Annotated in this window: 19 protein-coding genes and 1 tRNA gene; 10 read left to right on the plus strand and 10 right to left on the minus strand. The window is 37.0% G+C overall.

Annotation, left to right across the window (positions count from 1 at the left end; genetic code table 11):
* Positions 1-78: 78 nt before the first annotated feature.
* The 7 genes from pbpC (at position 79) to HHU12_RS18250 (ending at position 10176) form a co-directional block, all read left to right on the plus strand.
* On the plus strand, positions 79-2418 hold the full coding sequence (gene pbpC, locus HHU12_RS18220; protein ID WP_169658168.1) for a penicillin-binding protein 1C: 2340 nt from the start codon (positions 79-81) through the stop codon (positions 2416-2418).
* A gap of 88 nt (positions 2419-2506) precedes the next feature.
* Complete coding sequence (locus HHU12_RS18225; RefSeq protein WP_169658169.1) at positions 2507-4321, plus strand: cation:proton antiporter; 1815 nt, start codon at positions 2507-2509, stop codon at positions 4319-4321.
* Between the two features lie 122 nt (positions 4322-4443).
* Positions 4444-5166, plus strand: a complete 723-nt coding sequence (locus tag HHU12_RS18230; RefSeq protein WP_169658170.1) for a type III pantothenate kinase — start codon at positions 4444-4446, stop codon at positions 5164-5166.
* The gene (locus HHU12_RS18235; RefSeq protein ID WP_169658171.1) at positions 5159-6457 is read left to right on the plus strand and encodes an OmpP1/FadL family transporter; all 1299 of its coding nucleotides are present in this window, start codon (positions 5159-5161) and stop codon (positions 6455-6457) included. The genes HHU12_RS18230 and HHU12_RS18235 overlap by 8 nt, the downstream gene beginning before the upstream one ends.
* An 18-nt stretch (positions 6458-6475) precedes the next feature.
* Entirely contained in the window at positions 6476-8134 is a 1659-nt protein-coding gene (locus tag HHU12_RS18240) for a tetratricopeptide repeat protein (RefSeq protein ID WP_169658172.1), read from the plus strand.
* A gap of 128 nt (positions 8135-8262) precedes the next feature.
* Positions 8263-9396, plus strand: a complete 1134-nt coding sequence (locus HHU12_RS18245; RefSeq protein WP_169658173.1) for an alpha/beta hydrolase-fold protein — start codon at positions 8263-8265, stop codon at positions 9394-9396.
* Between the two features lie 114 nt (positions 9397-9510).
* Positions 9511-10176 carry a hypothetical protein gene (locus tag HHU12_RS18250; RefSeq protein WP_169658174.1) on the plus strand — a complete coding sequence of 222 codons (666 nt, stop codon included), beginning with the start codon at positions 9511-9513 and terminating at the stop codon, positions 10174-10176.
* A gap of 201 nt (positions 10177-10377) precedes the next feature.
* Here the strand turns inward: HHU12_RS18250 and HHU12_RS18255 are convergent, their stop codons facing one another.
* Positions 10378-11001 (minus strand): hypothetical protein, encoded by a 624-nt coding sequence (locus tag HHU12_RS18255; RefSeq protein WP_169658175.1) that lies wholly within the window; start codon positions 10999-11001, stop codon positions 10378-10380.
* A 475-nt stretch (positions 11002-11476) separates the two neighbouring features.
* On the opposite strand from HHU12_RS18255, the gene HHU12_RS18260 reads away from it, so the two are divergent.
* Positions 11477-12076: a hypothetical protein gene (locus tag HHU12_RS18260; RefSeq protein WP_169658176.1), complete on the plus strand. Its 600-nt coding sequence runs from the start codon at positions 11477-11479 to the stop codon at positions 12074-12076.
* A gap of 61 nt (positions 12077-12137) precedes the next feature.
* Here the strand turns inward: HHU12_RS18260 and HHU12_RS18265 are convergent, their stop codons facing one another.
* The 6 genes from HHU12_RS18265 to HHU12_RS18290 form a co-directional block, all read right to left on the minus strand.
* A complete protein-coding gene (locus HHU12_RS18265) occupies positions 12138-13484 on the minus strand; it encodes a quinol:cytochrome C oxidoreductase (RefSeq protein WP_169658177.1) in 1347 nt (448 codons plus the stop codon).
* A gap of 38 nt (positions 13485-13522) precedes the next feature.
* Positions 13523-14218, minus strand: a complete 696-nt coding sequence (locus HHU12_RS18270; RefSeq protein ID WP_223241355.1) for a c-type cytochrome — start codon at positions 14216-14218, stop codon at positions 13523-13525.
* Between the two features lie 30 nt (positions 14219-14248).
* The gene (locus HHU12_RS18275) at positions 14249-14863 is read right to left on the minus strand and encodes a DUF3341 domain-containing protein (RefSeq protein WP_169658178.1); all 615 of its coding nucleotides are present in this window, start codon (positions 14861-14863) and stop codon (positions 14249-14251) included.
* Between the two features lie 14 nt (positions 14864-14877).
* On the minus strand, positions 14878-16305 hold the full coding sequence (nrfD, locus tag HHU12_RS18280; RefSeq protein ID WP_044210028.1) for an NrfD/PsrC family molybdoenzyme membrane anchor subunit: 1428 nt from the start codon (positions 16303-16305) through the stop codon (positions 14878-14880).
* Between the two features lie 75 nt (positions 16306-16380).
* The gene (locus HHU12_RS18285; protein WP_169658179.1) at positions 16381-19599 is read right to left on the minus strand and encodes a TAT-variant-translocated molybdopterin oxidoreductase; all 3219 of its coding nucleotides are present in this window, start codon (positions 19597-19599) and stop codon (positions 16381-16383) included.
* A 60-nt stretch (positions 19600-19659) separates the two neighbouring features.
* A complete protein-coding gene (locus HHU12_RS18290; protein WP_169658180.1) occupies positions 19660-20910 on the minus strand; it encodes a c-type cytochrome in 1251 nt (416 codons plus the stop codon).
* A 597-nt stretch (positions 20911-21507) separates the two neighbouring features.
* On the opposite strand from HHU12_RS18290, the gene HHU12_RS18295 reads away from it, so the two are divergent.
* Positions 21508-22287 (plus strand): SDR family NAD(P)-dependent oxidoreductase, encoded by a 780-nt coding sequence (locus HHU12_RS18295; RefSeq protein WP_169658181.1) that lies wholly within the window; start codon positions 21508-21510, stop codon positions 22285-22287.
* A 202-nt stretch (positions 22288-22489) separates the two neighbouring features.
* Here HHU12_RS18295 and HHU12_RS18300 read toward each other — a convergent pair.
* Positions 22490-22560, minus strand: a tRNA-Cys gene (locus tag HHU12_RS18300).
* Positions 22561-22713: 153 nt separating this feature from the next.
* Here HHU12_RS18300 and HHU12_RS18305 point away from each other — a divergent pair.
* Positions 22714-23247: an acyl-CoA thioesterase gene (locus HHU12_RS18305; RefSeq protein WP_169658182.1), complete on the plus strand. Its 534-nt coding sequence runs from the start codon at positions 22714-22716 to the stop codon at positions 23245-23247.
* A 192-nt stretch (positions 23248-23439) separates the two neighbouring features.
* On the opposite strand, the gene pheS is transcribed toward HHU12_RS18305, so the two are convergent.
* The gene (gene pheS / locus HHU12_RS18310; protein ID WP_044210091.1) at positions 23440-24459 is read right to left on the minus strand and encodes a phenylalanine--tRNA ligase subunit alpha; all 1020 of its coding nucleotides are present in this window, start codon (positions 24457-24459) and stop codon (positions 23440-23442) included.
* A gap of 246 nt (positions 24460-24705) precedes the next feature.
* Positions 24706-25170 (minus strand): FKBP-type peptidyl-prolyl cis-trans isomerase, encoded by a 465-nt coding sequence (locus HHU12_RS18315; RefSeq protein WP_062615578.1) that lies wholly within the window; start codon positions 25168-25170, stop codon positions 24706-24708.
* Positions 25171-25523 lie beyond the last annotated feature (353 nt).

Genomic DNA, 25523 nt, shown 5'->3' on the forward strand with positions numbered 1-25523 from the left:
TATCATTTGAGAAAAGAGAACTTTGATAAGTACTTTGTTTCCTTTCTTTTTTGATAAACTATAAATTAAGAATCCATTTTGAATAATTCACAAGTTAAAGAGTTAAATACCAATCACTTAACAAAGAAACTTTTTATTAGAGTAAGCTTTCTTTTTATTATCCTATTTCAGATAATACTGATCATTAAATTTCTATTTCCCTATAATACTAAGACTACCTATGGCCAAATTGTTTTATCTTCTGAGAAGAATATCATTGGAGCAACTCTAAATTCTACTGATAAATGGCGACTTCATATAGAGAATGATAGTATTTCCGACTTCTTCAAAAAAGCGATTATTGAGAAAGAAGACCAATGGTTTTATTATCATTTTGGCGTAGATCCTTTAGCTATTGGAAGGGCATTTTTTGATAATGCAGTGACAGGAAAGAGAACTTCAGGAGCATCAACCATCAGCATGCAAGTAATACGGCTTCTGGAACCGAATGAAAGAACATACTGGAACAAATGCATTGAAATCCTGAAAGCTATTCAACTGGAAATCACCTTTTCAAAAGATGAAATTCTCAACCTTTATTTGAATCTTATTCCATTTGGTGGAAATATTGAAGGCATTTATTCTGCTTCGTTATTGTACCTTCAAAAAAAACCGGTCCTGCTCAGTCCTGCAGAAGCAACGCTTTTGTCCATTATTCCTAACCGACCCACTTCCCTAGCTATCAATAGCTCAAAAGCACAACTAAAAAAAGAAAGAAACCGATGGTTGGAAAAGTATTATAAAATGGGGCTTTTTGATGAAAGCACACTCAATACAGCACTCACTGAACCGATCTACTTCCAAAGAAAAAAAATCAATAACCTTACTCCTCACCTCAATCAAAGGCTTTATAATGAACATCCTCTACAGCTCACTTTTCCAACGAGTATTAACGAAAAAGTACAAATAAGATCACAAAAAATTGTCAAAAAATACTCAAGGCTCATTCAATCTTATGGCATTCAAAACGCCGCGGCAGTTGTTATCGACAATAAGTCGCATCAGATCATAGCTTATGTAGGTTCGCAGGACTTTGAAGATGATCAATATTCAGGACAAGTGGACGGTGTGAAGGCTGTAAGGTCTCCAGGAAGCACATTAAAACCTCTGGCCTACGGAATGGGATTTGACAAAGGTCTGATTACACCTCAGCAGATGATCCTTGATGTCCCGACTGATTTCGGAACATATAGTCCTTTGAATTATGATCAGAAGTTTAGAGGCAGTCTAACGGTTAAAGAGGCACTGACGCAGTCGCTGAATATACCTGCTGTTGCATTGTTGGAAAAAGTGGGTGTGCATGATTTCATACAGAAATTAACGCTTGCTGAATTTGCAACTGTGCAACAACAGCAAAAAAGGCTCGGCTTGTCCACTATTTTAGGTGGATGCGGTGTTACTTTGGAAGAATTGACTAAACTGTATTCGACCTTTGCTAATGAAGGTATTTACTATACCGCTTCACCATTGATTAATAACGATCAAAATGGAGATGGGACAGAAATCATTACTAAAGAAAGCGCGTATATGATCAGGGAAATTTTGAGCACTCTAAAAAGACCCGACTTACCTAATAATCCACAAAACAGTATCAATGTTCCGAAAATTGCATGGAAAACCGGAACATCATACGGCAGAAAGGACGCCTGGAGTGTGGGATATAATTCAAAATATACGGTGGGTGTCTGGTGCGGTAATTTTTCTAATGAAGGTATACAAGAACTTACAGGAGCAGAAATTGCCACACCACTCTTATTCAGAGTTTTCAGAAGCCTGTATGCTTCCAATAATGTGGTAGAGGAGGAAGTTGAAGTACCTGACAATTTATTTGAACGCAATGTCTGTGCTGTATCAGGATTGATTCCCAATAATTTTTGTGATCATCAAGTGACGGACTGGTACATCCCTCTTATTTCTCCTTCAAAAAAATGTACGCATAAGAAAATTGTATTTGTACATCCTGACGAAACCTTCTCTTACTGTTCAGATTGTTTACCTGTAAATGGTGGTTACATCAAAAAAAGCTACCCCAATCCACCTGAAGCATTGACACAGTATTACATCGATGAGAAAATTCCTTTCCCATTTGCACCACCGCATAATCCTGATTGCCAAAGTATGATTTCGGGCAACCCGCCAGAAATAGTCTCTCCATTAGACGGAAGAACGTATTATGTATCACAAAACAATGCTGAAATAGAACTGAAATCCATCACTTCCAACGATGTGGATTATGTATTTTGGTATGTCAATGATATTTTCAAAGGTAAAATTCACAAAAAGGAAACATTCTTCTATAAACCTTCACCTGGAAAAAATAAGATTTCTTGTAGTGATGATAAAGGTAGAAATACCGATATTTCTATCTTTGTAAAATAATCGCTTAATGTAAGAGCATGTTTGAAACATCTCATATTAAGTTCTTAAGACTCAAAACTTCTTAAAAAGTAATACGCTTTTACAATATATGATCGAACTTGCAGGACTTATCGGGTTGGGATTTTTTGCACAGTGGCTTGGTTGGAGAATCAAGATTCCTGCAATCTTACCACTTATTTTAATTGGTCTATTGATTGGGCCTTTTTCTACTTTTTTCACTTCAGATGGCTCAAAATTTATTGACGGTGATAAAATATTCCATGGAAATTTATTATTCGATGTCGTCAATCTGTCTGTAGGTTTAATCCTTTTTGAAGGAGGAATGACGCTCAAATTAAAAGAGACTAAAAATGTTGGCAGTGTTATTTGGCGGTTATTATTCTTCGGTACGTTTATCACACTGATAGGCGGAGCTATTGCCACACATTACATAATGGGCATCAGTTACAGAATCGCATTTCTTTTCAGCGCATTAATCATTGTAAGTGGGCCTACTGTAATTGGACCGCTTCTTAGAAATGTAAAACCAAACTCCAGAATAAACACTGTTTTAAAATGGGAAGGTATCTTAATTGACCCTGTTGGTGCATTGACTGCCATTCTTATTTTTGATTTTATCCTTTCCGGCAAGCCCAATGAACTGTTTACATTTTTCGCTTTAAAAGGGTTTGTACTGTTGACACTGTCAGGTTTGATTTCCGGTGGAATAGCGGCGTTTATTACTACTAAAGTTTTAAACCAACGTTTACTCCCTGATCATCTAAAGAATACTGTTATACTTGGTTTTGTAATTGCCACATTTGCCTTTTCAGATTTATTGCACGCTGAATCAGGTTTGCTGGCAGTGACCGTTTACGGCATGATCCTCGCCAATTCCAAAGTCGCTTCCCTAAAGTCTATTCTATCTTTTAAAGAAGATGTAACACTGATCCTGATTTCATTCCTTTTCGTGATGTTATCCTCAAGAATGAATATCAGCGATCTTGAAGCATTGGCCAACTTTCATAGTTTATTCTTATTTATTGTCATCATCTATGTATTGAGGCCGTTAGTCGTTTTGTGCAGTACATTAGGTACTACACTGACTTGGAAAGAAAGAATTTTCATTTCGTATATTTCTCCAAGAGGTATTGTTGCGGCGGGTGTTGCTTCTCTTTTCACGCTGAAGCTGACACAAGGCATTGCACCCATCACACCTGCACAAGTTGAAGAAGCAAAACTTTTACTGCCACTCACATTTATGATTATTGTAGGAACGGTGGTTTTACAGGGTTTGACTGCTAAGCCTTTCGCGAAGCTTCTCAAGGTGACAAGACAAGAACCAAACGGAATTTTATTCTTGGGAGCGAGTGAAGTGGGACTTTTTATTGCCAAAATACTGCAGCAATATCATATTCCTGTGATGGTTTCCGATACCTCAGAACAGAACTTAAGAGAAGCCAAAAGACATAGAATTCCTATTTATGAAGGAAGTATTTTATCAGACGGTGCCATAGAAAACGTAGATTTTTCTGCTTATGGCCAACTTTTTTCAACTACTTCCAATAATGAAATTAATATTTTAGGTAATCGCACCATTTCTTCTGAACTCGGAATGAATAAGGTATTCCGTCTCGCCTCAAAGATGGAAGTGGAAATGCACAACCTTCAAAAACCACAGCATTTACTATTCAGAGGAAAGCACGATTTTATTGGATTGAGTACTTTAATCCGTAAAAAACATCAGGTAAAACACATGAAGATTCAGAAAACTATGGATCAGGAAGAGAGCATAGATTTCTTAGATCAGCTTGATTTACCGGTGTTTATCATCCATGAAAACAACTATGTGACTCCCGTTACCGACTCTCTTAATGAGATCAATGAAGGAGACGAAATTGTCTATATTAAGTTTAATGAATAACAAATCATTGAATATTAGGTTAATTAAACCTAAAATATTTTGAATAATTTTTCTCTAACATTATTTATGTAAATAATAAGCGATACTGTGATGCTATCGTAAAAGTCAGTTTAAAGCGTGCAATGAAAAAGAGAGTCGCCATTGACATAGGCAATACTTTAATGAAAGTTGGATTCTTTCAAGACAACGAATTACAAGATGTTTGTGTCTTTAAAGAGGAAGAAGAACTTATAAAAGCATTAAAAGACTTCTCTTGTGAATGTATTGGTATAGCAAATGTGGGCAAAATTGAAAATAATTTGGTCCAAGAACTAGAAAAAGAGTTTGATGTTGTTATTATTACATCAGATTTGAAATTACCGTTCATCAATCGTTACGCAACTCCTAAAACGTTGGGTGTAGACCGTATTGCAGCAGTTGTTGGTGCAATGTCTGTTTTTCCCGATGAAAACTGTCTTGTTATTGATATCGGCACTTGTGTCACTTATGATTTCATCAATTACAAAAACGAATATTTAGGCGGTGGAATATCACCAGGAATAAATATGAGATTAAAAGCAATGCATTCATTTACGGCTAACTTACCTCTTCTAGATTGGGAAGGGACTGAAGTCGATCTGATCGGCGACAGTACTGACAACTGTATGTTATCAGGGGCTGTTAACGGAATCGCAGCTGAAATTGATGGGATTATTCGCCAATATGAGGCAAAATATGGTAGAATTAATAATTTACTATGCGGTGGAGTTGCAAATACTTTTGAATCTAAATTAAATTCAAGCATCTTTGCAGACCGAAATTTGGTTCTCAAGGGAATCGACAGTATCCTGAGATTACATGTATAGACGTATTAATCATATCATTCTTACTTGCCTCTCAATTTTTGCGTTCACTACAACAGCTTTAGCGCAAATAGGCAATTCTCCTTTTACAGCATTAGGAGTTGGAAACCCTGTAGACGCAGCCTCTGTCCGAAATAAAGGTATGGGCTATACAGGTGTAGGTTTAGCGAGTTATGGGCACTCCAATTTGCTCAACCCTGCGACGTTAACTTATAACAACTTAACACTCTTTGAAATCGGTATGTTTACCGAGCAAAGAACGTTAACAGCAGAAAATCAAACACAGGCCGATTATGGAGGAGGTTTAAGTTACATGACTTTTGCATTCCCAATCAGCCAAAGATGGACAATGAGTGTAGGTTTTAAGCCGTATACGGTAGTGGGATATAAATTCTCTCAAGCTGACACTTTAAGTATTCCAGTCAATGGACAAATGACTCCAGCAAAATACTACGGTATTGAAAACGAAGGTAGAGGCGGTGTGAACCAAGTTTACTTCTCAAACGCTTTCCGTGTTGCTAAAGGGCTTTCAATTGGCCTTGAACTAGGGTACAACATTGGCATTATTGAAAGAAATACAAAAACTGAACTTCTAGATGGTTCAAGTGACTTTATCTCTGCAAGAGGTATCCGTCTGAACTATAGAGGTTTGGTTTATAAGCCAGGGGTTTACTACTCTCACCATTTTGGTGCTAAAGAAAAAGGGTCTAGATTAAACTTCGGTGCTACATATACTTTTGAACAGCAAATCAACGTAAAACGTCTAGAAGATATTCAAACACGTTCTACTACTGATTTAATTTTGAACAGAGATACTATTATTGTTGATCAATCACAAAAAGCAACAATGCCTGAAGAGTTTGCAGTCGGGTTGAGTTATGAGTTGGTTGGAAAATTAGCAGTAGCAGTAGATTTCAAACAACAAAACTGGTCAAAGTTCGTTGATTATGATGGGAAATCTCAAATGACAGATGCTTACAACATCGGTGTAGGTGTTGAGTATACTTCCAATTATTTATCAACAAGATATGTCGATAGGATCACATACAGAGGTGGTTTCTCTTACGGAATCTCCCCTTATGAACCCTATGGACCTGGAAAAAAGATTAAAGAGTATTTAGTGACGGCTGGTATTGAATTCCCTATGGGCTTCTCATCCCTATCTGTCTCTGGACAATATGGATGGAAAGAATCAGAGATTCAAAACAGCAATACTTTCGATGATCGTCACTATCAATTAAATATAGGTGTAACAATCAACGATCGCTGGTTTGTAAGGCGAAAAATCAACTAATCAATCGGATTTTCAAACATGAATAAGTTAGCAACCTTTCTATTAGGACTAATGTTTGTAGCAGGAATTGCTCAAGCACAAGAAGAAGGAACAGAGGCCGAAAAGGACAATGGTTTAACAGAACAAAATGCTGCTGATGGTAGCGTGAAAAAAGGATGTGATGCGAGAGGGTATTGCTGGGGTGAAAATGTAGAAGAGACTAAGTCGAAATACACTTTCTTCTCTGATAATATGAAAGCAAAGAACTACGGACAAGAAACACTTGACGCTTTCAATTATTTATATACTAATGCTCCGTATATCCATAAAAATTTATATATCTACGGTTTAAAGCTTTTCAAAGCGAAACTTTCTGAGGAAACAAAGAAAAAAGACACTGCAGATAAAAACCTTATCACAGAGTATGAAGACATGGTTCTTAAACTTTATGATGAGAGAGGTAAATACTTTGGTAAAGCTGACACTTGGGAATCTACAAAAGGTAAATACCTTTACAGATATGTAAAAGATCGTCCTGATTTCGACGAAAGACTTCCTGAGTACTACAACTTCTACAGAGGTATTGCTGATAGAGATGGTGAGAAAACTGATGATGCTAACATGTCTGCTTATGTTGCAATCGTAGCTAAATTACATATCTCATACAAAAAAGCAGTTCAAGGATTCAACAAAGATCCTAAAACTAAAGCACAGAAATCTGCGATCTTAACTGCAAACTCTGTAATTGAGAACAAAGACGGTAAGTACACTGACGATCAGATCAAAGAGTACACTGCTAAAAAAGAGGCTGCTGAGAAAGAATTGGTTAACCTTGAAACAGCTTTCGAACAAAACGATGCTGAGTTCAAAAAATATAAATCTTACAATGAAAACTGGTTAATGGACGAATATGATTTCGTTTCTGAAATTGCTGGTAAAAACATTGCTACAGCTGAAGCTGCTAAGAAAGACAAAGACGTGAAGTCTTGGACTCGTATCCAAACTATGGCTGACAAGTACATCATGGGTATGTTGGATATCGACTGTGACTTCATCAACGAGAAATTAGGTGCTAAATTCAAAGCTGATCCTTCTGACCTTGGTACTGCTAAGAAAATCTTCGGTTACTCTATCCGTAAGAAATGTACTGACGGTCCTTACTTCTTAGATGCTGCATTAGTAGTATTTGAAGCGGATCCTCAAGCTGCAATGGCAAGCGTTATCGCTGGTCAATACATCAAGAGAGACGATGTAGACAAAGCAATCGAGTGGAAAGAAAAAGCAATCGAATTATATGCTGAAGATCCTACGAAACAAGCTGAGACTTCAATTGACCTTGCTAAATTATACAACAAGAAAGGTTTAAAAACTCAAGCTCGTGCTCAAGCTTACAAAGCTATCGAGTTTGACAGCGAAATCTCTAAAGAAGCTTACACTTTCATTGGTGACCTTTACATGGGTTCTTACAAGCAGTGTTTCGAGTCTTCAAATGACAACGTTCACGAAAGAGCATGTTACTTAGCGGCATATGACATGTATGCTAAAGCTGGTGCTTCTGCTAAAATGTCTGCTGCTCAAAAGCAATTCCCTTCTAAATCTGATGTATTTACATTAGCTGCAAAAGGATATGCTGAAGGTAAGCCATTACAAATTGGATGTTGGATCGGTGGATCAACTACTTTAAGAGTTCGTCCATAGTTTCAATAGACATTGAAAATATTCCAAGCCTCATACTTCTAAAGTATGAGGCTTTTTTATTAAGTTCTGGGTCAGAAAAAATTGATACTTAATCTTACCTTAGAACTATCAACTAACTTATATATGAAATGAAAAAATTAGTATTCACTTTATTTACCTATTTATTATTGACAAGCTGTACCCCTTCTTCTGATAAAGTAACTGTCACTTGGAATATCAAACTTAATCACCCTGTAGACAACGAAGTCTATATTGTAGGAAATCAAGACTTCTTAGGGTACTGGAACCCTAATCAGGTAAAAATGGAGAAAGTAAATGAACTGCATTGGACTTTCAGCCATGAAGTGGCACCTGAAAAACTATTAGAATTTAAGTTCACACAAGGAGACTGGAAATATCAAGCTGCTGATAAAAATGGAACAGAAAGACATAATGATGAGTTTTTAGTTCCCCAAAAAGACACAACATTTCATCTGCTTATTGAAAAATGGACGGATGGTAAGGATAACAAAACAACAGGTCAAATCACAGGAGAAGTAAAGTATCATCAAAACTTCCATATTGATGGACTTCTAGATAGAGATATTATTGTCTGGCTCCCTCCTTCTTATCATGCGGCAACCAATAAGCGCTACCCTGTGCTTTATATGCATGATGGTCAAAATATCATTGACCCTAAAACTTCTTCTTTTGGTGTAGACTGGCAAGTAGATGAAACATGTGACAGCCTGATCAAAAAAGGTATGCTTGAAGAGATCATTATCGTTGGTTCTTATTGTACCGCTGACCGTACTGAAGACTATGGTGATACTGAAAAGGGGAAAATATACCGTAAATCTATCGCTGCGAACTTAAAAAATTTCATTGACAAGAATTACAGAACTAAACCTGAAAAGCAAAATACGGCTGTCGCAGGTTCTTCTATGGGAGGGTTAGTCAGTTTTATGATAGCTTGGGAATATCCTGAAACATTTAAAGGTGCTATTTGTATGTCGCCAGCCTTTAAATATGAAGATTTTGATTATATCGAAAGTATCAAAAGTGATCCTAAAAAAGAACTTCTACTTTACATTGATAATGGAGGCAAGCAAGTAGATGTAGTACTTCAAGAAGGAGTAGATAAAATGTCTTCCTCTTTGAAAACAAAAGGCTACAAAGAAGGAGAAGATCTTTTTGTAGTGATCGATAAACAAGCAAGACACTCTGAAGGAGACTGGGCTAAACGTTTTCCAAGTGCTATTCAGCTGTTTTTTAAGAAATAATAAGTTTCAAATCAAACAATTAACCCTTTTATTACCGTAATTTTGTGATGAAAGGGTTATTCTATATTCCCTTTTTATTGCCTAATATTCATTACAATCAAAACATACAAGAAGATGAAAAAGTATTTTCTACTACTCAGTCTTTCATTATTCTGTTTTTCTCAAAATGTATTTTCACAGCATTATCAAACTAACCAGAAATTATTAGCAGAAAAAGAAAGTCAACTCAAGCAATTACAAAAAGAGTTCAGCATTGATTCTGTTTCTTTCAAAAGCTTGATTTATGGACTAGAAAGACAGATTAAAAGTATTGAGACAGAAAAAGATTCAGTACAGTTATACCTTGCTTCGGTTAAACCTGAGAATAATGCTGTCGGCATCTTTAAAAAAGACATCAGCATTACCAACAAGATAGATAAGAAGGATTATTATTTTGATGAAGGTGAAACTGTATTCCTAACCAATCATTCTCAGCATACATATACTTTTCTAAATGAAAAAGGACTTCAGTTTACCATCAATAGAAAGTATATCAAACCTCAGGAAGGCAAGAAGAAAACGACCTCACTGATTGCTCAATATCAAAATAAAATGGAAGATTACGACGCACTTGTCGCTTCCCTCCCTACACAGGAGTGGTATCAATACGATATCAACAGAGTAAGAAAAGAAAGAGATAATTATCAGTCACAGTACGATGAGATGTTGCATGAAATCAAAAAATTAAAAGAAGAGATTCAACAGCTTCAGAGTATATTAAATCTGAAAACAACGATATAAAAGTTTTAAAAATCGAGAGTATCTCTAAGAGCATACTCTTTTTTATGCAATAAAAGCCACCAGAATTTTGGTGGCTTTTGAGTAAAATTAATTATTCGATTAATTGTAGGATTATAAGTAGAATGTATGAACGATTCGTCTACATTGACGACCAAGTTTATAATTGAATTGATTAGTATGTATGTAATATTTTTGAGGTATTTAAATCACTGAGAACGAATCAATATATTTCTTGTTATCTAATTCTAACTCGATTATATAAACACCTGCTGGAAAATCTTTTAGTTCATATTTTGTATATTTTTTTGCTCCTGCTAAGAACTTATCAGAATAGATGGTCTCACCATACTCATCTTTAAGTTTCAGCTTTACAAAACCTTTTATTTTTGTATTCAACATCAGATACAGATCCTCATCCTTCACAGCAACTTCAAACTTTTCCTGTTGTGAAGTAAGGGTATAATTCATCATAATGGCTGTTTTGGAAGGGGTAACAAAAAACTCACGAGTCATTACCTTATCCTCAAAACTCATTTGAAAATAAAACTTACCTACCGGCAATGACTTTAAATTGATGTCCTCTTTCACTTTACCTGTAGAGATAATCGTTTTCTCATGATAAATATTTCCTTCTTTATCTGATATTCTAAAGTAGATCTCCTCTCCGTTTAAGTCTTCAAATATTAAACTTACAGCCTTACCATTTGAGGAAGCTTTAAAGAAATATGATATTCCATTAAATGGTAGATAAAAATCATTTGCTAAAGCTGTAATACTAGGTAATGTTACAAAGACTAATGCGCTAATAATGATAAATTTTTTCATAGTGTTTAGAGTGATTAGTGGGAAATAATAGTAGAAGTTTTTCAATGAAATGAAATGTTTTTTCTTTACTGTTTAAAATTTATAATCGTAGTATGTGATTGATTATATGACAAAGGTAGAGGTAGAGAAATAGTTATAATATGTTGATCAACACATAAAAATAATTTTTTACACCATGTTTTAAACTGCCAAAAATCAGTTAATGTAATATAAGTATTTCAACAAAAAGCATATATCATTATTATTATCATAAAATTAAACCCAAAACACACCTAAAAATCAATTATATGCAAATCACCTTTAGAAAATACAATTATTAAACGTACCTGATACACCCTTATATAACAGTTAATTTGTTGTTCTGGATTTTAATGGAAATAAATTTTATATTTTTTAAGATTGATTTATTGATCACAAGGAAAAGTAAGTTGTCATTTATTCAAACTATTTAATTTCAGTCTATTTTTTTGATAACATGAAAACATTAACTATTCTCTTAATTCTATTCTCGTTTACAACTGTATCTGCCCAAGAAAAAAACTCCTTTTTAAAATCAATAAAATTTACTGCCCTAGGTATAGGTGAATTTGGTTCTCAGTGGAAACCTTTTCAAAGGGAAGAAGACAAATGGCACAACTTACCTCCAGATCAAAGAAGAGAAGAAGATCGCCCCCATGGGTTTGTATCTTATGGTTTAGACTTACAACTCAATTATATGATTGACGGCGCCTCTTTTGTGGGTTTAGGATATCAACATCAGCAGTTTGTGGACCAAGATATTATAGGCCCAATGAATACCTATTATCTACATTTCAGAACAGGTGATGATTTTGATAGCAAATATTGTCTTTTTGTTGAATTAGACTTGGGTGGTTGTTATATGCAGAACAACATGGAAGGTATCATGTACAGGGCAACTGTAGGTATTGATTTCAATGGCCTCAAAATTCCTCAGATTACCCCTACTGTAAATCTATATATGGGTCAAAGGGTACTGAGTAATATCTCAACAGTAAAAAATTCAGGTGGTTTTTATACAATGTTTGGGGCGAGTATTGGGATGAGAATTCATTAATAAAAGAAAAACCTCATACCCTTTCGGATATGAGGTTTAATATTTTGAAGTTCCTCACTTTCTAAGTATGGTGATGAACTGATTCTTCTAACATTGGGTGGTTTTGAGGGATCAAACCGCCTTTGCTTAGACCTGTGAAATACAAGTATAAGAAGATCGATAAGAAGATCATACCAGTACCAATTTCAGTTAAACCGAATCCTCCATTTTCTTTTAATGAACCTGGAACGATCAGTAAGCAGTACTCCATGAAGTGACCGAAAATTACAACTACTGCTACAATTTTCATCATGATAGTCTTACGCTTAGCGTCACGAGTCATTAATACGAAGAATGGGAATAAGAAGTTAGTTACTAAGATACCGAAGAATAATGGAGCGTAAGTGTCGCTCTTCAAACGGTCAATAAAGTATACTGTTTCTTCTGGAATGTTCGCATAGTAAATCAATAAGAATTGAGAGAACCATAAGTACGACCAGAAGATAGAGAAACCAAATAAGAACTTACCTAAGTCATGTAAGTGGTTCTCGTTTACTAATTTCAAATAACCCATGTCTTGTAGGATCAATACAAACAATGACATGAATGCCACTGCAGTTACTAACCAACCTGCAAGGATGTACCACCCGAATAGAGTAGAGAACCAGTGCGTGTCGATTGACATGATCCAATCCCATGAAGTGATTGATTCAGAAATACCGAAGAAAATTAAGAAAGCTACTGAAAGTCTTTGTGCTTTTCTGAAGTATTTCGTTGTTCCTGACATATCTTGATCTTCAGCCTTAGTTACTTTGTTCAAGATGAACCCAAAGAAAGTCCAAATTGAAACGAAAAGTACCATTCTGAATAAGAAGAAAGGAACGTTTAAGAAATCTGTTTTACCTGCAATGATTGCATCATAGGTAGGTGAGTTAGGGTCAGCAATTCCATCATGCGTCCAGTGGAAAATTGTATGAGAACCTACTAAGAAAGTAATCAATAATACAATACCACCAACTGGGATAAACTGACGGAAGTTCAACATTACTCTCATGATTAATGTAGGCCAACCTGAGTTCGCTACATATTGAAGAGCAAAGAAGAAGAAACCTAACAGGGCTACGCCTGTGAAGAATACTCCACTCATCCAGAAATCTACGATAATACGCTGATACCAGTGGAATTCACCGTGGTGTCCTCCGCCATGAGCGTCACCGTGAGCACCATCTGAAGCAACAGAAGCTACCTCAGTTGCATGCTGTACTGCTGCATGATGATCATCGTGACCACCACCCAACATCAAGAAGATCGCACCCAACACGAACAATACCACTCCGATACCGCCGATGAGCAACACGTTCTTCTTCAGTTTACCATCAAAAGTAAACTGTTCTTGAACATTTTTAAGATCTACATCTACGTGTGCCATATCTCTATATTTAATATAGTTAAGATCGTTGGGACGATCTAGTTTCCTTGAAGTTTTCTAACATACTTAACAATAGCCCAACGCTCTTCAGGGTTCACCTGAGATTTGTGAGGCCACATATTTCCTTTACCGTGAGTGATCACGTGGAAAATATGTCCATCAGTTGCTTTCTTGATCGATCTACCTTTCAAGTTAGCTACACCACCGTATACTTTACCTACTTTACCTTTACCGTCACCTTTTTCACCGTGACAAGGCATACAGTAAGCTGTAAATAAGTGCTCACCTTGAGCTAATACAGCAGGAGTTGCTTCTAATGGATTTTTTAAGTTAGCGGCTGCCCACTCTAATGAATCTTTTGAAACCTCCATGTAATAAAGGATTGCTTGATCCGCAGTAGGAGCTGCTTGACCAGTTACTTTTGTAAAGTTTTGACGCTTTACAGTACCAGCAACTGGATCCTTAACGTTGATTTTTCTCTTTTTACCTTCAGAGTAGTAATCATTGTAAGGTGTCGAGTTGACAAAGTCAGGGTAGTAGAATTGCTCTAATACTCCTCCAGCGATGTCATCATCTGTAAACTGTGAAAGTGGCTCGTAAGGTACTGAGTGGTACATTTGAGGTGCATATTCAAGACCAGTGAAGTTACCGTCACCTTGAATCTTACATCCTGTCATTGCCAATGCTGCTGCACCTATCGCGATTGCTTTCATTACAACTTTATTCGTTCGCATATTGCGTAATGTTTTTTCGTGATAAGATCATTAACCTTTTAACTCTCTCGCAGAATCTGTAACGCCTTTCGTAAACAAGTCTGACACATAATCGAAGAAAGAAGCTTTCTTTTCTCTTTCTGTGAAACTCTTGTTGTTTACTTCTTCAGCACCAACTTCTTGCAATAAAGCTTTAAGCTCATCTTCTGAAAGCGAATTCTTAGCTAAATCAATAGCCATGATATGCTTGTCATCTGATTGACGACGGTCGAAGATTTGAGGAACTTTGTGTGGCTTCAAGTCTTGTGAAACGAAGAATGAACCCGCCATTCCGAATGCAGAGAATAATACTGTTAATTCGAAAGTAATCGGCACAAAGTCAGGAATTGCAATAAATCCTTTACCACCAATGATCATAGGCCATTCATAACCCATAATCCACGATTGTAATAAAATCGCACAAGTAGTACCTAGAGCTCCAAATCCGAAAGCTGCTCTTGGCATCCAAGAACGCTTATAACCTAATGCATCTTCTAAGAAGTGAACAGGATACGGAGTAAATACCTCATAGATTTTTACACCTTTCTTTCTTAAAGCTTTTACGGCTTTAACCAAGATATCTTGATCACCAAAAACGCCTACTAAATAATTTGTGTTTTTTTCCATCTCTAAATGCTTTTTTATAGATCAACTGGAACTCTATCTGCCTCAGGTACTACTTCGTTTGAGATAGTACGACGAGACTTGTACACCTTAGAATCAGAATCTTTCAATACTGATTTCACCTCTGCCATGTTTACTACTGGGAAGTACTTCGCAAATGCTAAGAACAATGTGAAGAATAAACCAAAAGTAAATACGTAACACATCACGTCAGTGATTGTAGGGTTGAAGTACAACCATGATGATGGTAAGTAATCACGGTGAAGTGACGTTACGATAATTACGAAACGCTCGAACCACATACCAATGTTTACTACGATAGAGATAAAGAAGATAAACGGAATGTTTGTTCTTAATTTCTTCACGTAGAATACCTGAGGAGAGATTACGTTACATGCCATCATTGACCAGTATGCCCACCAGTATTGGCCAGTCATACGGTTTACGAATGCATATTGCTCGTATTCTACACCTGAGTACCATGCGATTACGAATTCGGTAATATATGCGATACCTACAACAGAACCAGTAATTGTAACTACTAGTGACATCATTTCGATGTGCTCCATTGTGATATAATCTTCTAATTTATACAACTTACGCGTCACCAACATCAACGTTAATACCATGGCGAAACCTGAGAAGATCGCACCTGCTACGAAGTATGGAGGGAAGATAGTTGTATGCCATCCTGGAATTACTGACGTTGCAAAGTCCATTGATACAATTGTGTGTACTGAAAGTACTAGAGGTGTTGATAAACCTGCTAAGATCAATGAAACTGCTTCGTAGTGCATCCAAGTTTTTGCTGAACCGTTGAAGCCCATTGAAAGAGCACCGTAGATCAAACGAGGAATCGGCTTGATTGCACGGTCACGGATTGTAGCAAAGTCAGGTACAAGACCAATAAACCAGAATACTAATGATACTGAGAAATACGTCGAGATCGCGAATACGTCCCAAAGTAGTGGTGAGTTGAAGTTCACCCAAAGAGAACCATAAGTGTTTGGTAATGGCAATGCCCAAATACCACCAATCCAAGGACGACCCATGTGTACTACTGGCCAAATAGCGGCACAGATTACGGCAAAGATTGTCATTGCTTCCGCTGCACGGTTAATTGAAGTTCTCCATTTTTGACGGAATAACAACAATACCGCTGAGATTAGTGTACCTGCGTGACCGATACCTACCCACCATACGAAGTTGGTAATATCCCACGCCCATTGAACTGTCTTGTTAAGACCCCAACGACCAATACCGTTCCACAGCATGTCACCTAAATAGTAACCACCTGCAAGAAGTAAGAATAACGATAACGCCATTCCTCCAAACCAACCCTTAGAAGGGTTCGCTTCTACTGGTCGACAGACATCTTCTGTTATGTCCTTGTATGTTTTACCACCAGTTACCAGTGGTTCACGGACTTTCGATACTATCTGCATTTTATCTTATGTAGAGTATGAATAACTAATTTTAAAGTGGACACCTTTTGAATTGCTTCCGAAGGTATCCTTTAATTATGCGTTCTTTTCGTCTTTGTTTCTCACCTTCGCTAGGTAGTAAACGTTAGGACGAGTGTTGATTTCATCTAACACATTGTATGCACGCTCATGCAATTCACCTTCTAATAGTTGGCGAACTTCTGATTCTGGATTGTTCAAGTCACCAAACTTGATCGCACCGCTCGCACAAGCAGAAGCACATGCAGTAGAAACGTCTGAGTCAACCAATGGACGGCCTTCTCTCTTCGCGTTCAATTTACCTGCTTGCGTTCTTTGTACACACATTGAACATTTCTCCATTACACCACGAGAACGAACAGTAACATCTGGGTTTAACACCATTTTACCAAGATCGTTATTCATGTTGTAATCAAACTCATCATTGTTATGATATTTGAACCAGTTGAAACGACGTACTTTGTAAGGGCAGTTGTTTGCACAATATTTCGTACCGATACAACGGTTGTAAGTCATTTGGTTTAGACCTTCTGAAGAGTGTGAAGTTGCAGCTACTGGACATACAGTCTCACAAGGAGCGTTGTTACAGTGCTGACACATCATTGGTTGGAATACTACCTCAGGGTTACGTGCAGCACGCTCCATCTTAGCATAATCCGTCATTGATGCATTTTCTTCTTCAGTAAACTCCTCCTCCGGACGTTGGCTGTAATAACGGTCCAAACGCAACCAGTGCATTTCACGACGGTTAATTACTTCTTGCTTACCTACAATCGGCACATTGTTTTCAATATGACATGCAGTAACACAAGCTGAACATCCATCACAAGAGTTCAAGTCGATTGCTAACCCCCAGTGGTGGTTAGGGTATTCGTGAACATCTGCTTGAATTCCGGATACTGAGTTCCATAATAATGCAGCGCCTGGCTTATCATCATTTTTGTTATGGCGGTCATCTTTGTAACCGTTGTTATTGATATCCCAAGCAGAAATATCCGTTGCTTTCTCTGGTCCAGAGTAAGTGTTGATCATCACGTCATGTCTAGCAGCAGCAGGGTTTTTCACATACTGAGCAAGTGTAGTCTCTTGGATAATCGACTCACGTGACATGATTGTTTCGTGTGTTTGAGTTTGAGCAACATCTACTGAAGCGTCAGTTGCTTCAACTGAAACACCTGAAGTTACTGAGTAGTTTGTTAAACCTTTAGCACTTAATAATGACATTGCATTGAAACCAGCAGCTTCTTCAGCAACCTTACCTAAAGATGTTTGTCCGTATCCTAGAGGAACTGCAACAACACCTTTAGCCAAACCTGGCTGCATGATTACTGGTAATTCAAAGCTACCACCTTTCGTTGCTACCTTAAGTACTTTCTTCTTCGTTTCAAACTCTTTGTGAACGTCTAATGAACGAGCGTCCTCAGGAGTAATTGCCACGAAGTTACCCCAAGTCACTTTAGTGATTGGATCTGGAGTTTCTTGTACATAAGGGTTGTTTGCTAATGTACCGTAACCCATTACAGTCGATGCATAAGCAACAAACTCCCACTCTGAAGTTGTTCTATATTTAGCGGATACTTTCGCACCTGCATCAGCTGCGTTGAATGACGCTGAGTAATCAACGCTATCAGCACCTGTGTCGTGGATTGACTTGTAGCTACCCGTATTTTCAGTTTCGAAGATACCGTTGTGTAATGCTCTTACCCAGAAAGACTGAGATGATAATTCCTTCGATTGCAACGCAAATACGTCTTTCTTCCAGAATGATTTCACTAAGTCATCATACTCTTCTTCGCTTCCAGCCCATGCTAAGAATGAATCTTGAGCTTGACGTGTATCAAAAATAGTATTGATTGTTGGTTGAGCAACACTGAAGTAACCTCTCTTGTACTCTGCATCATTCCAAGACTCCAAGAAATGCTTATCAGGAGTATTGAAAGTACAAAGCTTCGCAGTAGCATCTAAACGGTCATTTGTCGCAACTGACAATTTCGCCTTTTTGATACCTGCTGCAATTTCTTTACCTCTAGCGTAATCGTAAACTGGGTTACAGTTATAGAAGATTACAGCACCGTATTTTCCAGCTTTCAATGCATCAACAAATGCATTCATCTGAACATCGCTACCTTGACGAGTGTAAAGAGGAGTATTTAAATCAACTGTTTTACCATAATTACCAAGCATTTGGTTGATACCGTTCACTAAAAGCTGAACGTTAACATCATTAATACCTGAAACTACAACTGATTTACCTTTTGCTTTTAATAAAGCTTTCGCTGCACGAGCAATGTTAGCGTCTTTCAATGTACCTTTTACAGTAGCATTTCCAGTTGCTTTAGCGATTGCATTGTAAAGAGCAGCTACAGCTACACCTTCTTGAGAAGGTTTTAATGGTGAACGGTAGTCCGCAGCAGCACCAGTAATAGTAAGCATTGTCTCAAAACTGAATACTTGAGACATTTTCTTCTTATTAGGTCCTACTTTTCTGTTTTTAGCGAAATCTTGTGATAAAACACCTGGAGCAACCCAGTTACCTAAGATATCAGCATTAAAACTTACGATCACATCTGCTTTATCCAAAGCATATGATGGAACTACAGCTTTACCAAATTGTGCTTTATTTGCTTCAATAATTGCAGAGTTGTTGTCTTGGTCATAAGTCACCAAGTCAGCATTGTACTTACCTGCAAATTGATTTAAAACTTTCTTTGTAGATGGAGATACAATAGTATTTGATACTACTGCTACTTTTCCTGCGGCAGCTAAACCTTTGATGATTTCAGCGTCAGCTTTCTTCCAAGTAGTGGCAGCACCACCTTTAGAAGGAGCCTTAGCTCTTTCATCATCATATAAGCCCATGATTGACGCGTTTGCACGAGCAGTGATTGCACCTTGAGAGTACGCTGAGAAAGTGTTACCTTCAATAAAGATAGGTCTACCCTCTCTTGTTTTCACTACTACAGGCATTGCATCAGAACCATTGAAGAATGTAGAAGCGTAATAGTTTGCTACACCTGGATCAATGTTTTCTGGCTTGTTTAAGTAAGGAATCGCCTTCTTCACTGGAGCTTCACATGCTGCTAAAGAAACTGCAGCTACTGAGAATCCCATTACTTTTAAGAAGTCTCGTCTGTTGCTTTTGAATTCACCCTCTGAATTATCTCCGTAAGCATCTTTGATTGTCAGATGCTGAGGGAATTCTTTTTCCGCATATTTTACAAACTCAGGGTCGTTCGTTAGTTGTTCGACGCCTTTCCAATATTCTTTCTTTGCCATTTCTCTATATGTAGAAAATTGTTGAAAGCTTAGTGAACAAAAGGTTCAAAAAGCGACAAATTAATAGTGGCATTTTGCACACTCTAAACCACCAATGTCTTTTACTTTCATTGGATCCTTAGAAGTAGCTTCGTGCATTTCTACCATTTTGTCATAATACGCATTACCTTTTGCGTTTACATCTGTCTGACGGTGACAGTCAATACACCAACCCATTGTTAATAATGAGTGTTGTTGTACTACTTCCATTTTCTCGATTTCACCGTGACATGTCTGACATTCAACTCCACCAACTTTCACGTGTTGTGAGTGGTTGAAATACGCTAAATCAGGCAAGTTGTGAACACGTACCCATTGTATAGGCTCGTTGTTTTCAATCGCCGCATAGATTTTTTGAATTTCTGGAGAATTCTGACGGATACTGTTGTGACAGTTCATACAGATGTTCGCTGAAGGAATGTTGGCATTCTTAGACTTTTCTACACCTGTGTGACAGTACTTACAATCAATTTCGTAATACCCTGCGTGAAGTTTGTGTGAGAATTGGATAGGTTGATCTGGAGCATATCCTTGTTGTACTCCGACTGCGAATAAAGAATCAATAGTTACTTTAGCTACAATCATTACGAATACAAAAGAAGACATTCCGATGAAAACTTGGCTTTTGAAAATCGCAGCTAAGCTGAATTTTTCGTTAATGTAAGCTGTGTCGTCTTCGTCTAGTCCTTTTTGTTGTCTTAAATACTGCGTTAAAACATTAGCTAATACTACTAATACAATTAAAACAATACTTAATAACACTAATAGGCCGATAATTACTCCAACTAATAAGTTAGAACTAACTACCATACCCTCTTGTGGAGCTTCTGCTCCTGCGCCTGCTACATCAGCAGCTGCTTCTGGTTTTGCCGGTCCTTTTATTGTCGCATCCTTTACATATGCTAAAACCTGTAAGATCTCTGCATCTGAAAGATCTTGGTTAGGCATAATTGTAGGCTTAAACTTATCATAAAGAGCTACTGCGTATGCATCGCCACTTTCAATTGTTTTGCCTGGGTGCTTAATAAAGCTCGTTAACCATTTAACATCACGACGCTCATAAACATTTTTAAGCGCCGGCCCGACGCCTTTTTCGTGTACTTGGTGACAGGAAGAGCAGTTGCCATCGAAAAGCTCCATCCCGGCCGAGATCGACGCTTCATCAGTGGGAATGCCGTCTCCTTGTGCAAACGCTGTTACGCTTGTTAGCAGTAAACCGCACACCACAGCCAATGTGTAGCGCAACCTTAATACACTTCTGCCGATACTCATACCATTGAAGTTTTGTATACTAAAAAATTAGATGAAATATGCAATTGTACATTCGAGTGCAAAGCTAATACGGGATGGACATATTTCAAACTTGGCATCAAAACCGGCTTTCTATTAAAAAATACAAAAATATCACCACAAAACACTATATATCAGCAATTTAATATCAATAAAATTCAATAAATCATTATTTATAATCATTCCAAATTACAAAAAAAAGTGACATTAGACATCTTTTTGCCCTTAACTCTCGTCAGCTTAATATTTTAACAGGTGTTAATAATCGTAATGAATGTGAATTTTATATTGATAGAAAATAACTTTTATATCTAACAACATTTACAATCTCAGTATTCGTTTTTTCGCTCTGAACCGGTTTAAATCACTCTATTCAAGGTTTTCATGTATTTTTCAGAACAACGCTAATTATTAATAATATCTCTTAATAACTTCTTCAAAATCATCACTTTTACCCTATTTCTCCCATAATAAGTGATTTGTGTTTAGAGAAATGCGATTTGTGTTATTGGTTTCTTTTTGGGTTGATGACATTTGTAATGTAGTCAAACACACAACTTAATCATCAATTTTATCATTATGAAAAACGTAGCATTAATCACAGGAGCATCATCAGGAATCGGTAAAGAGTTTGCTAAAATTCACGCTCAAAAAGGAGGAGATTTAGTCATCATTGCCAGAAGCTTAGATAAATTAAAGGAACTGAAAACGGAGTTAGAAGGATCATATGGCATCTCAGTAGAGGTAATTGCAAAAGACCTGACTAAGATTGAAACGGCTCAAGAGATTTATGACGAGGTGAAATCAAAAAATATTCCTGTTGAATACCTTATCAATAATGCTGGTTTTGGTGGAGTTGGCAAGTTTCACGAAAGAGAATGGGAAAAGGATCTTGCAATGATCAACCTCAATATTACTGCACTTACAGCTTTGACTCGTTTTTTCCTACCTGACATGGTGAAAAGAAATAGTGGCAGAGTGCTTAATGTGTCTTCAACGGCAAGTTTGATTCCCGGCCCCCTTCAAGCTGTTTATTATGCTACAAAGGCTTATGTTACTTTCTTCAGTAATGCTATAGCTGAGGAATTACATGATACAAATGTTACAGTTACAGCACTACTTCCTGGTGCTACTGCCACAGAATTCGGAAGAGTTTCAGGAATGGATAAAACTTCTTTATTCGATAAAACAGCTAGTGCGTACAAAGTGGCATTAGACGGATATAATGGAATGATGAAAGGGAAATTGGATGTGATTTCTGGTTTAACTACTTCTCAAAAAATCATGACCGCTTTTGCTCCTCTTACCCCTAAGAAAATAATTTTAAAACAGGTTCGTCAGATGCAGGAAACGAATTAGTTTTTGAGTTAAGAGTTAAGAAAGCTATGGTATATTGAGCATTTCAGAAAAGTTTTTCTTTTTACTTAAACATATTCTTTATTTTCTTCATACAGTCTTATTTAATTGACCCTATCTTCAATATCATAATTGGGGATAGGGCTTTTCATGTAAATTTGAGCATAAAAAAAGGCCAAGATTAATTAAAATCTTGACCTTTTAGAGGTGCCAGGCGGATTCGAACCGCCGTACGCGGTTTTGCAGACCGATGCCTAGCCACTCGGCCATGGCACCCTGTTTCTTTAAGACGATGCAAAAGTAGCACATGATTTTTTACTTGCAAAACAATTTGAGAAAAAAATCTCTAAATAAAATTTAAGTATCTATAAAACATACAATTAAAATATCATTAACTTTCCATTCTGTTCTAACATTAGATATAAACACATGAAATTAGAAAAGTTCCCAAAGGATTCCTTCGTTATTAGCACGGAAATGGTCCTTCCCAATGATACCAACCCCTTACATAATTTAATGGGAGGCCGATTACTTCACCTTATGGATGTGGTTGCCGCTATTTCTGCGCAAAAGCATTCCAACAGAGTTGTTGTTACTGCCTCAGTAGATAATGTTTCTTTCAAATATTCTCCTAAACTTGGAGACACCGTAACATTAGAAGCTAAAGTCACAAGAGCATTTAACTCCTCAATGGAGGTATTTATTAGAGTATGGAGTGAAAATATTCCTAATGGCACTAAAGTAGAGACCAATACTGCCTTCTTTACTTTTGTGGCCGTTGATCAAACTGGAAGGCCTATTATTGTTCCTAAAATAGTCCCTGAGACTGACAGTGAGAAAAAACTTTATGAAGGGGCATTACAAAGAAGAGAGGTAAGATTAATGATGGCTGGAAGAATGAAGCCGAAAGACGCGAAGTCACTGCATCAGATGATGAAAGATGGAATGAGTAATGAAGAATGAAGAGGGAAGGGTTAAGAGTTAAGAAAGATATGGCTTCTTTGGTTCTTGATACTGAACTTACAGCATTTTTTTAAGAGAAATAAAAATCCCCAATTACTCTGTTTTGATACAGAATAATTGGGGATTTAATATATAAGGAGAGCCTCGAAATTAAAGAATAAGAGAACCTTAATTCTTAACTCTTAACTCAAATTAAAGTCCTTTGAACTGTCCTAAGAAACGAAGATCGTTTTCTGTGAACAAGCGAAGGTCATTGATTTTGTATTTCAACATCGTCATACGCTCGATACCCATACCGAAGGCGAAACCTGTGTATTCTTCAGGATCGATACCTGACGCTTTCAATACGTTAGGGTCAACCATACCACAACCACCGATTTCTACCCATCCTGAGTACTTACAGATATTACATCCTTTACCGCCACAAACTGAACAAGAAACGTCCAATTCTGCTGATGGCTCAGTGAATGGGAAGTAAGATGGTCTTAAACGGATTTTTGTGTTTGGACCGAAGAATTCTTTTGCGAAGTAGTATAAAGTATCTTTAAGATCTTTGAAAGATACATTTTTATCTACATACAAACCTTCTACTTGGTGGAAGATACAGTGTGCACGAGCAGAGATTGTCTCGTTTCTGTATACTCTACCTGGAGATAAAGTACGGAATGGAGGCTTTTGGTTTTCCATTACACGAACTTGCACTGATGAAGTGTGCGTACGAAGAGCGATATCTGGATCTTTCTCAATGAAGAAAGTATCCTGCATTTCTCTCGCTGGGTGGTTTGGAGGGAAGTTCAATGCAGAGAAGTTATGCCAATCATCTTCCACTTCTGGTCCTTCTGAGATATTGAAACCAATACGTTCGAAAATTCTGTTGATTTCCTCACGTACTTTCGTGATCGGGTGAACAGCACCCATCTCGTTAGGAATATTTGGAAGTGTAAGGTCATGATGGTTGATATCATCTGCCTGTAAATCCTCTAAAGCTGTTTGTAATTCGTCAAACTTCTCTTGAGCAGCATTTTTTAATGCATTTACAGTTTGTCCAAAAGTTTTTCTTTCCTCTGGAGCCACTTCTTTCATTTTAGAAAAAAGATCTGCAATAATACCTTTTCTACCTACTACACCTACGCGGAATGCTTCCAACTCTTCTTTCGTTTGAGCTGTTGCTTTCTCTATTTGTTCTTCGATTTTTTTAATCTGCTCAAGCATAATTTCTAAATATATTGACAATGAGGATACCCTCATCTATAATCAAATTCTTTTGGGAAGAATATGCTCTTCCTTTTCAATCTGCAAATTTAATAACTTTATTCACCTATTACACGAGTAAAATCATAAAAAGACGATAATCGGCGAAATTTATCCTCATGTTGCCAATTGATAACAAAAAAACACCTTTCCGATAACTCGAAAAGGTGTTTTTTTATAAAGTTTATATCTGTATTGAACTACAAATTAGCAGTTACAGTTTCCGTCTTCACAAGAATCTGCATCACAAACCTCAACTAATTCGATGTCAAAGTTAAGATCTTTACCTGCCATTGGAGAGTTAGCATCAACTTTGATGATCTCTTCAGTTAATTCAACTACTGTTGCAGGAATTGGACCTTGAGGGCTTTGAAGACCGATTTGGTCACCTACGTTAGGGTTCATATCTGCAGGAATATCGCTACGCTTGAATTCGATGATTAAATCTTCTCTAGCAGGACCGTAAGCTTGGTCAGAAGGGATGTTTACAGTTTTCTTCTCACCTACTTTCATACCATCTACAGCTGCGTCGAAACCTGGGATCATTTGTCCCGCACCTAATGTAAATGCGATAGGCTCACCGCGCTCTACTGAAGAATCAAATTGAGAACCGTCGTTTAAAGTACCAACATAGTGCACTTTTACTTTATCACCTTTTTTTGCTACTGACATTATATTATCTTTTAATTAAAGAGCGAACCTACGCTCTAGGGTCGCAAAGTTACTAAGATGTTGATAGTAAACAAGATCTTATTAAAAGATATTTAAAAGAGTTTGCTCAGATTATATTTCATTTATAAATAATAGTAAGTGAGTGGTTGTTTTTAGATTATCTAAGTGATTAAAAGCGTGGTTATTTGAGGTGTAAAGTAAGTACATTTTCAACTAAATCAGTGTCAACTTTCAATCGACATTTTCACAAGATTTCTATGATCGATTTTCAAGCTTCCTTCTTCTTCATTTCTCTTATGATTAAAACAAGGAAAATTGTATTTATTTTGTACAATTTCTTCCAAAAGAGATAA

It is taken from the genome of Flammeovirga aprica JL-4 (assembly GCF_012844305.1).
Classification (GTDB): Bacteria; Bacteroidota; Bacteroidia; order Cytophagales; family Flammeovirgaceae; genus Flammeovirga; species Flammeovirga aprica.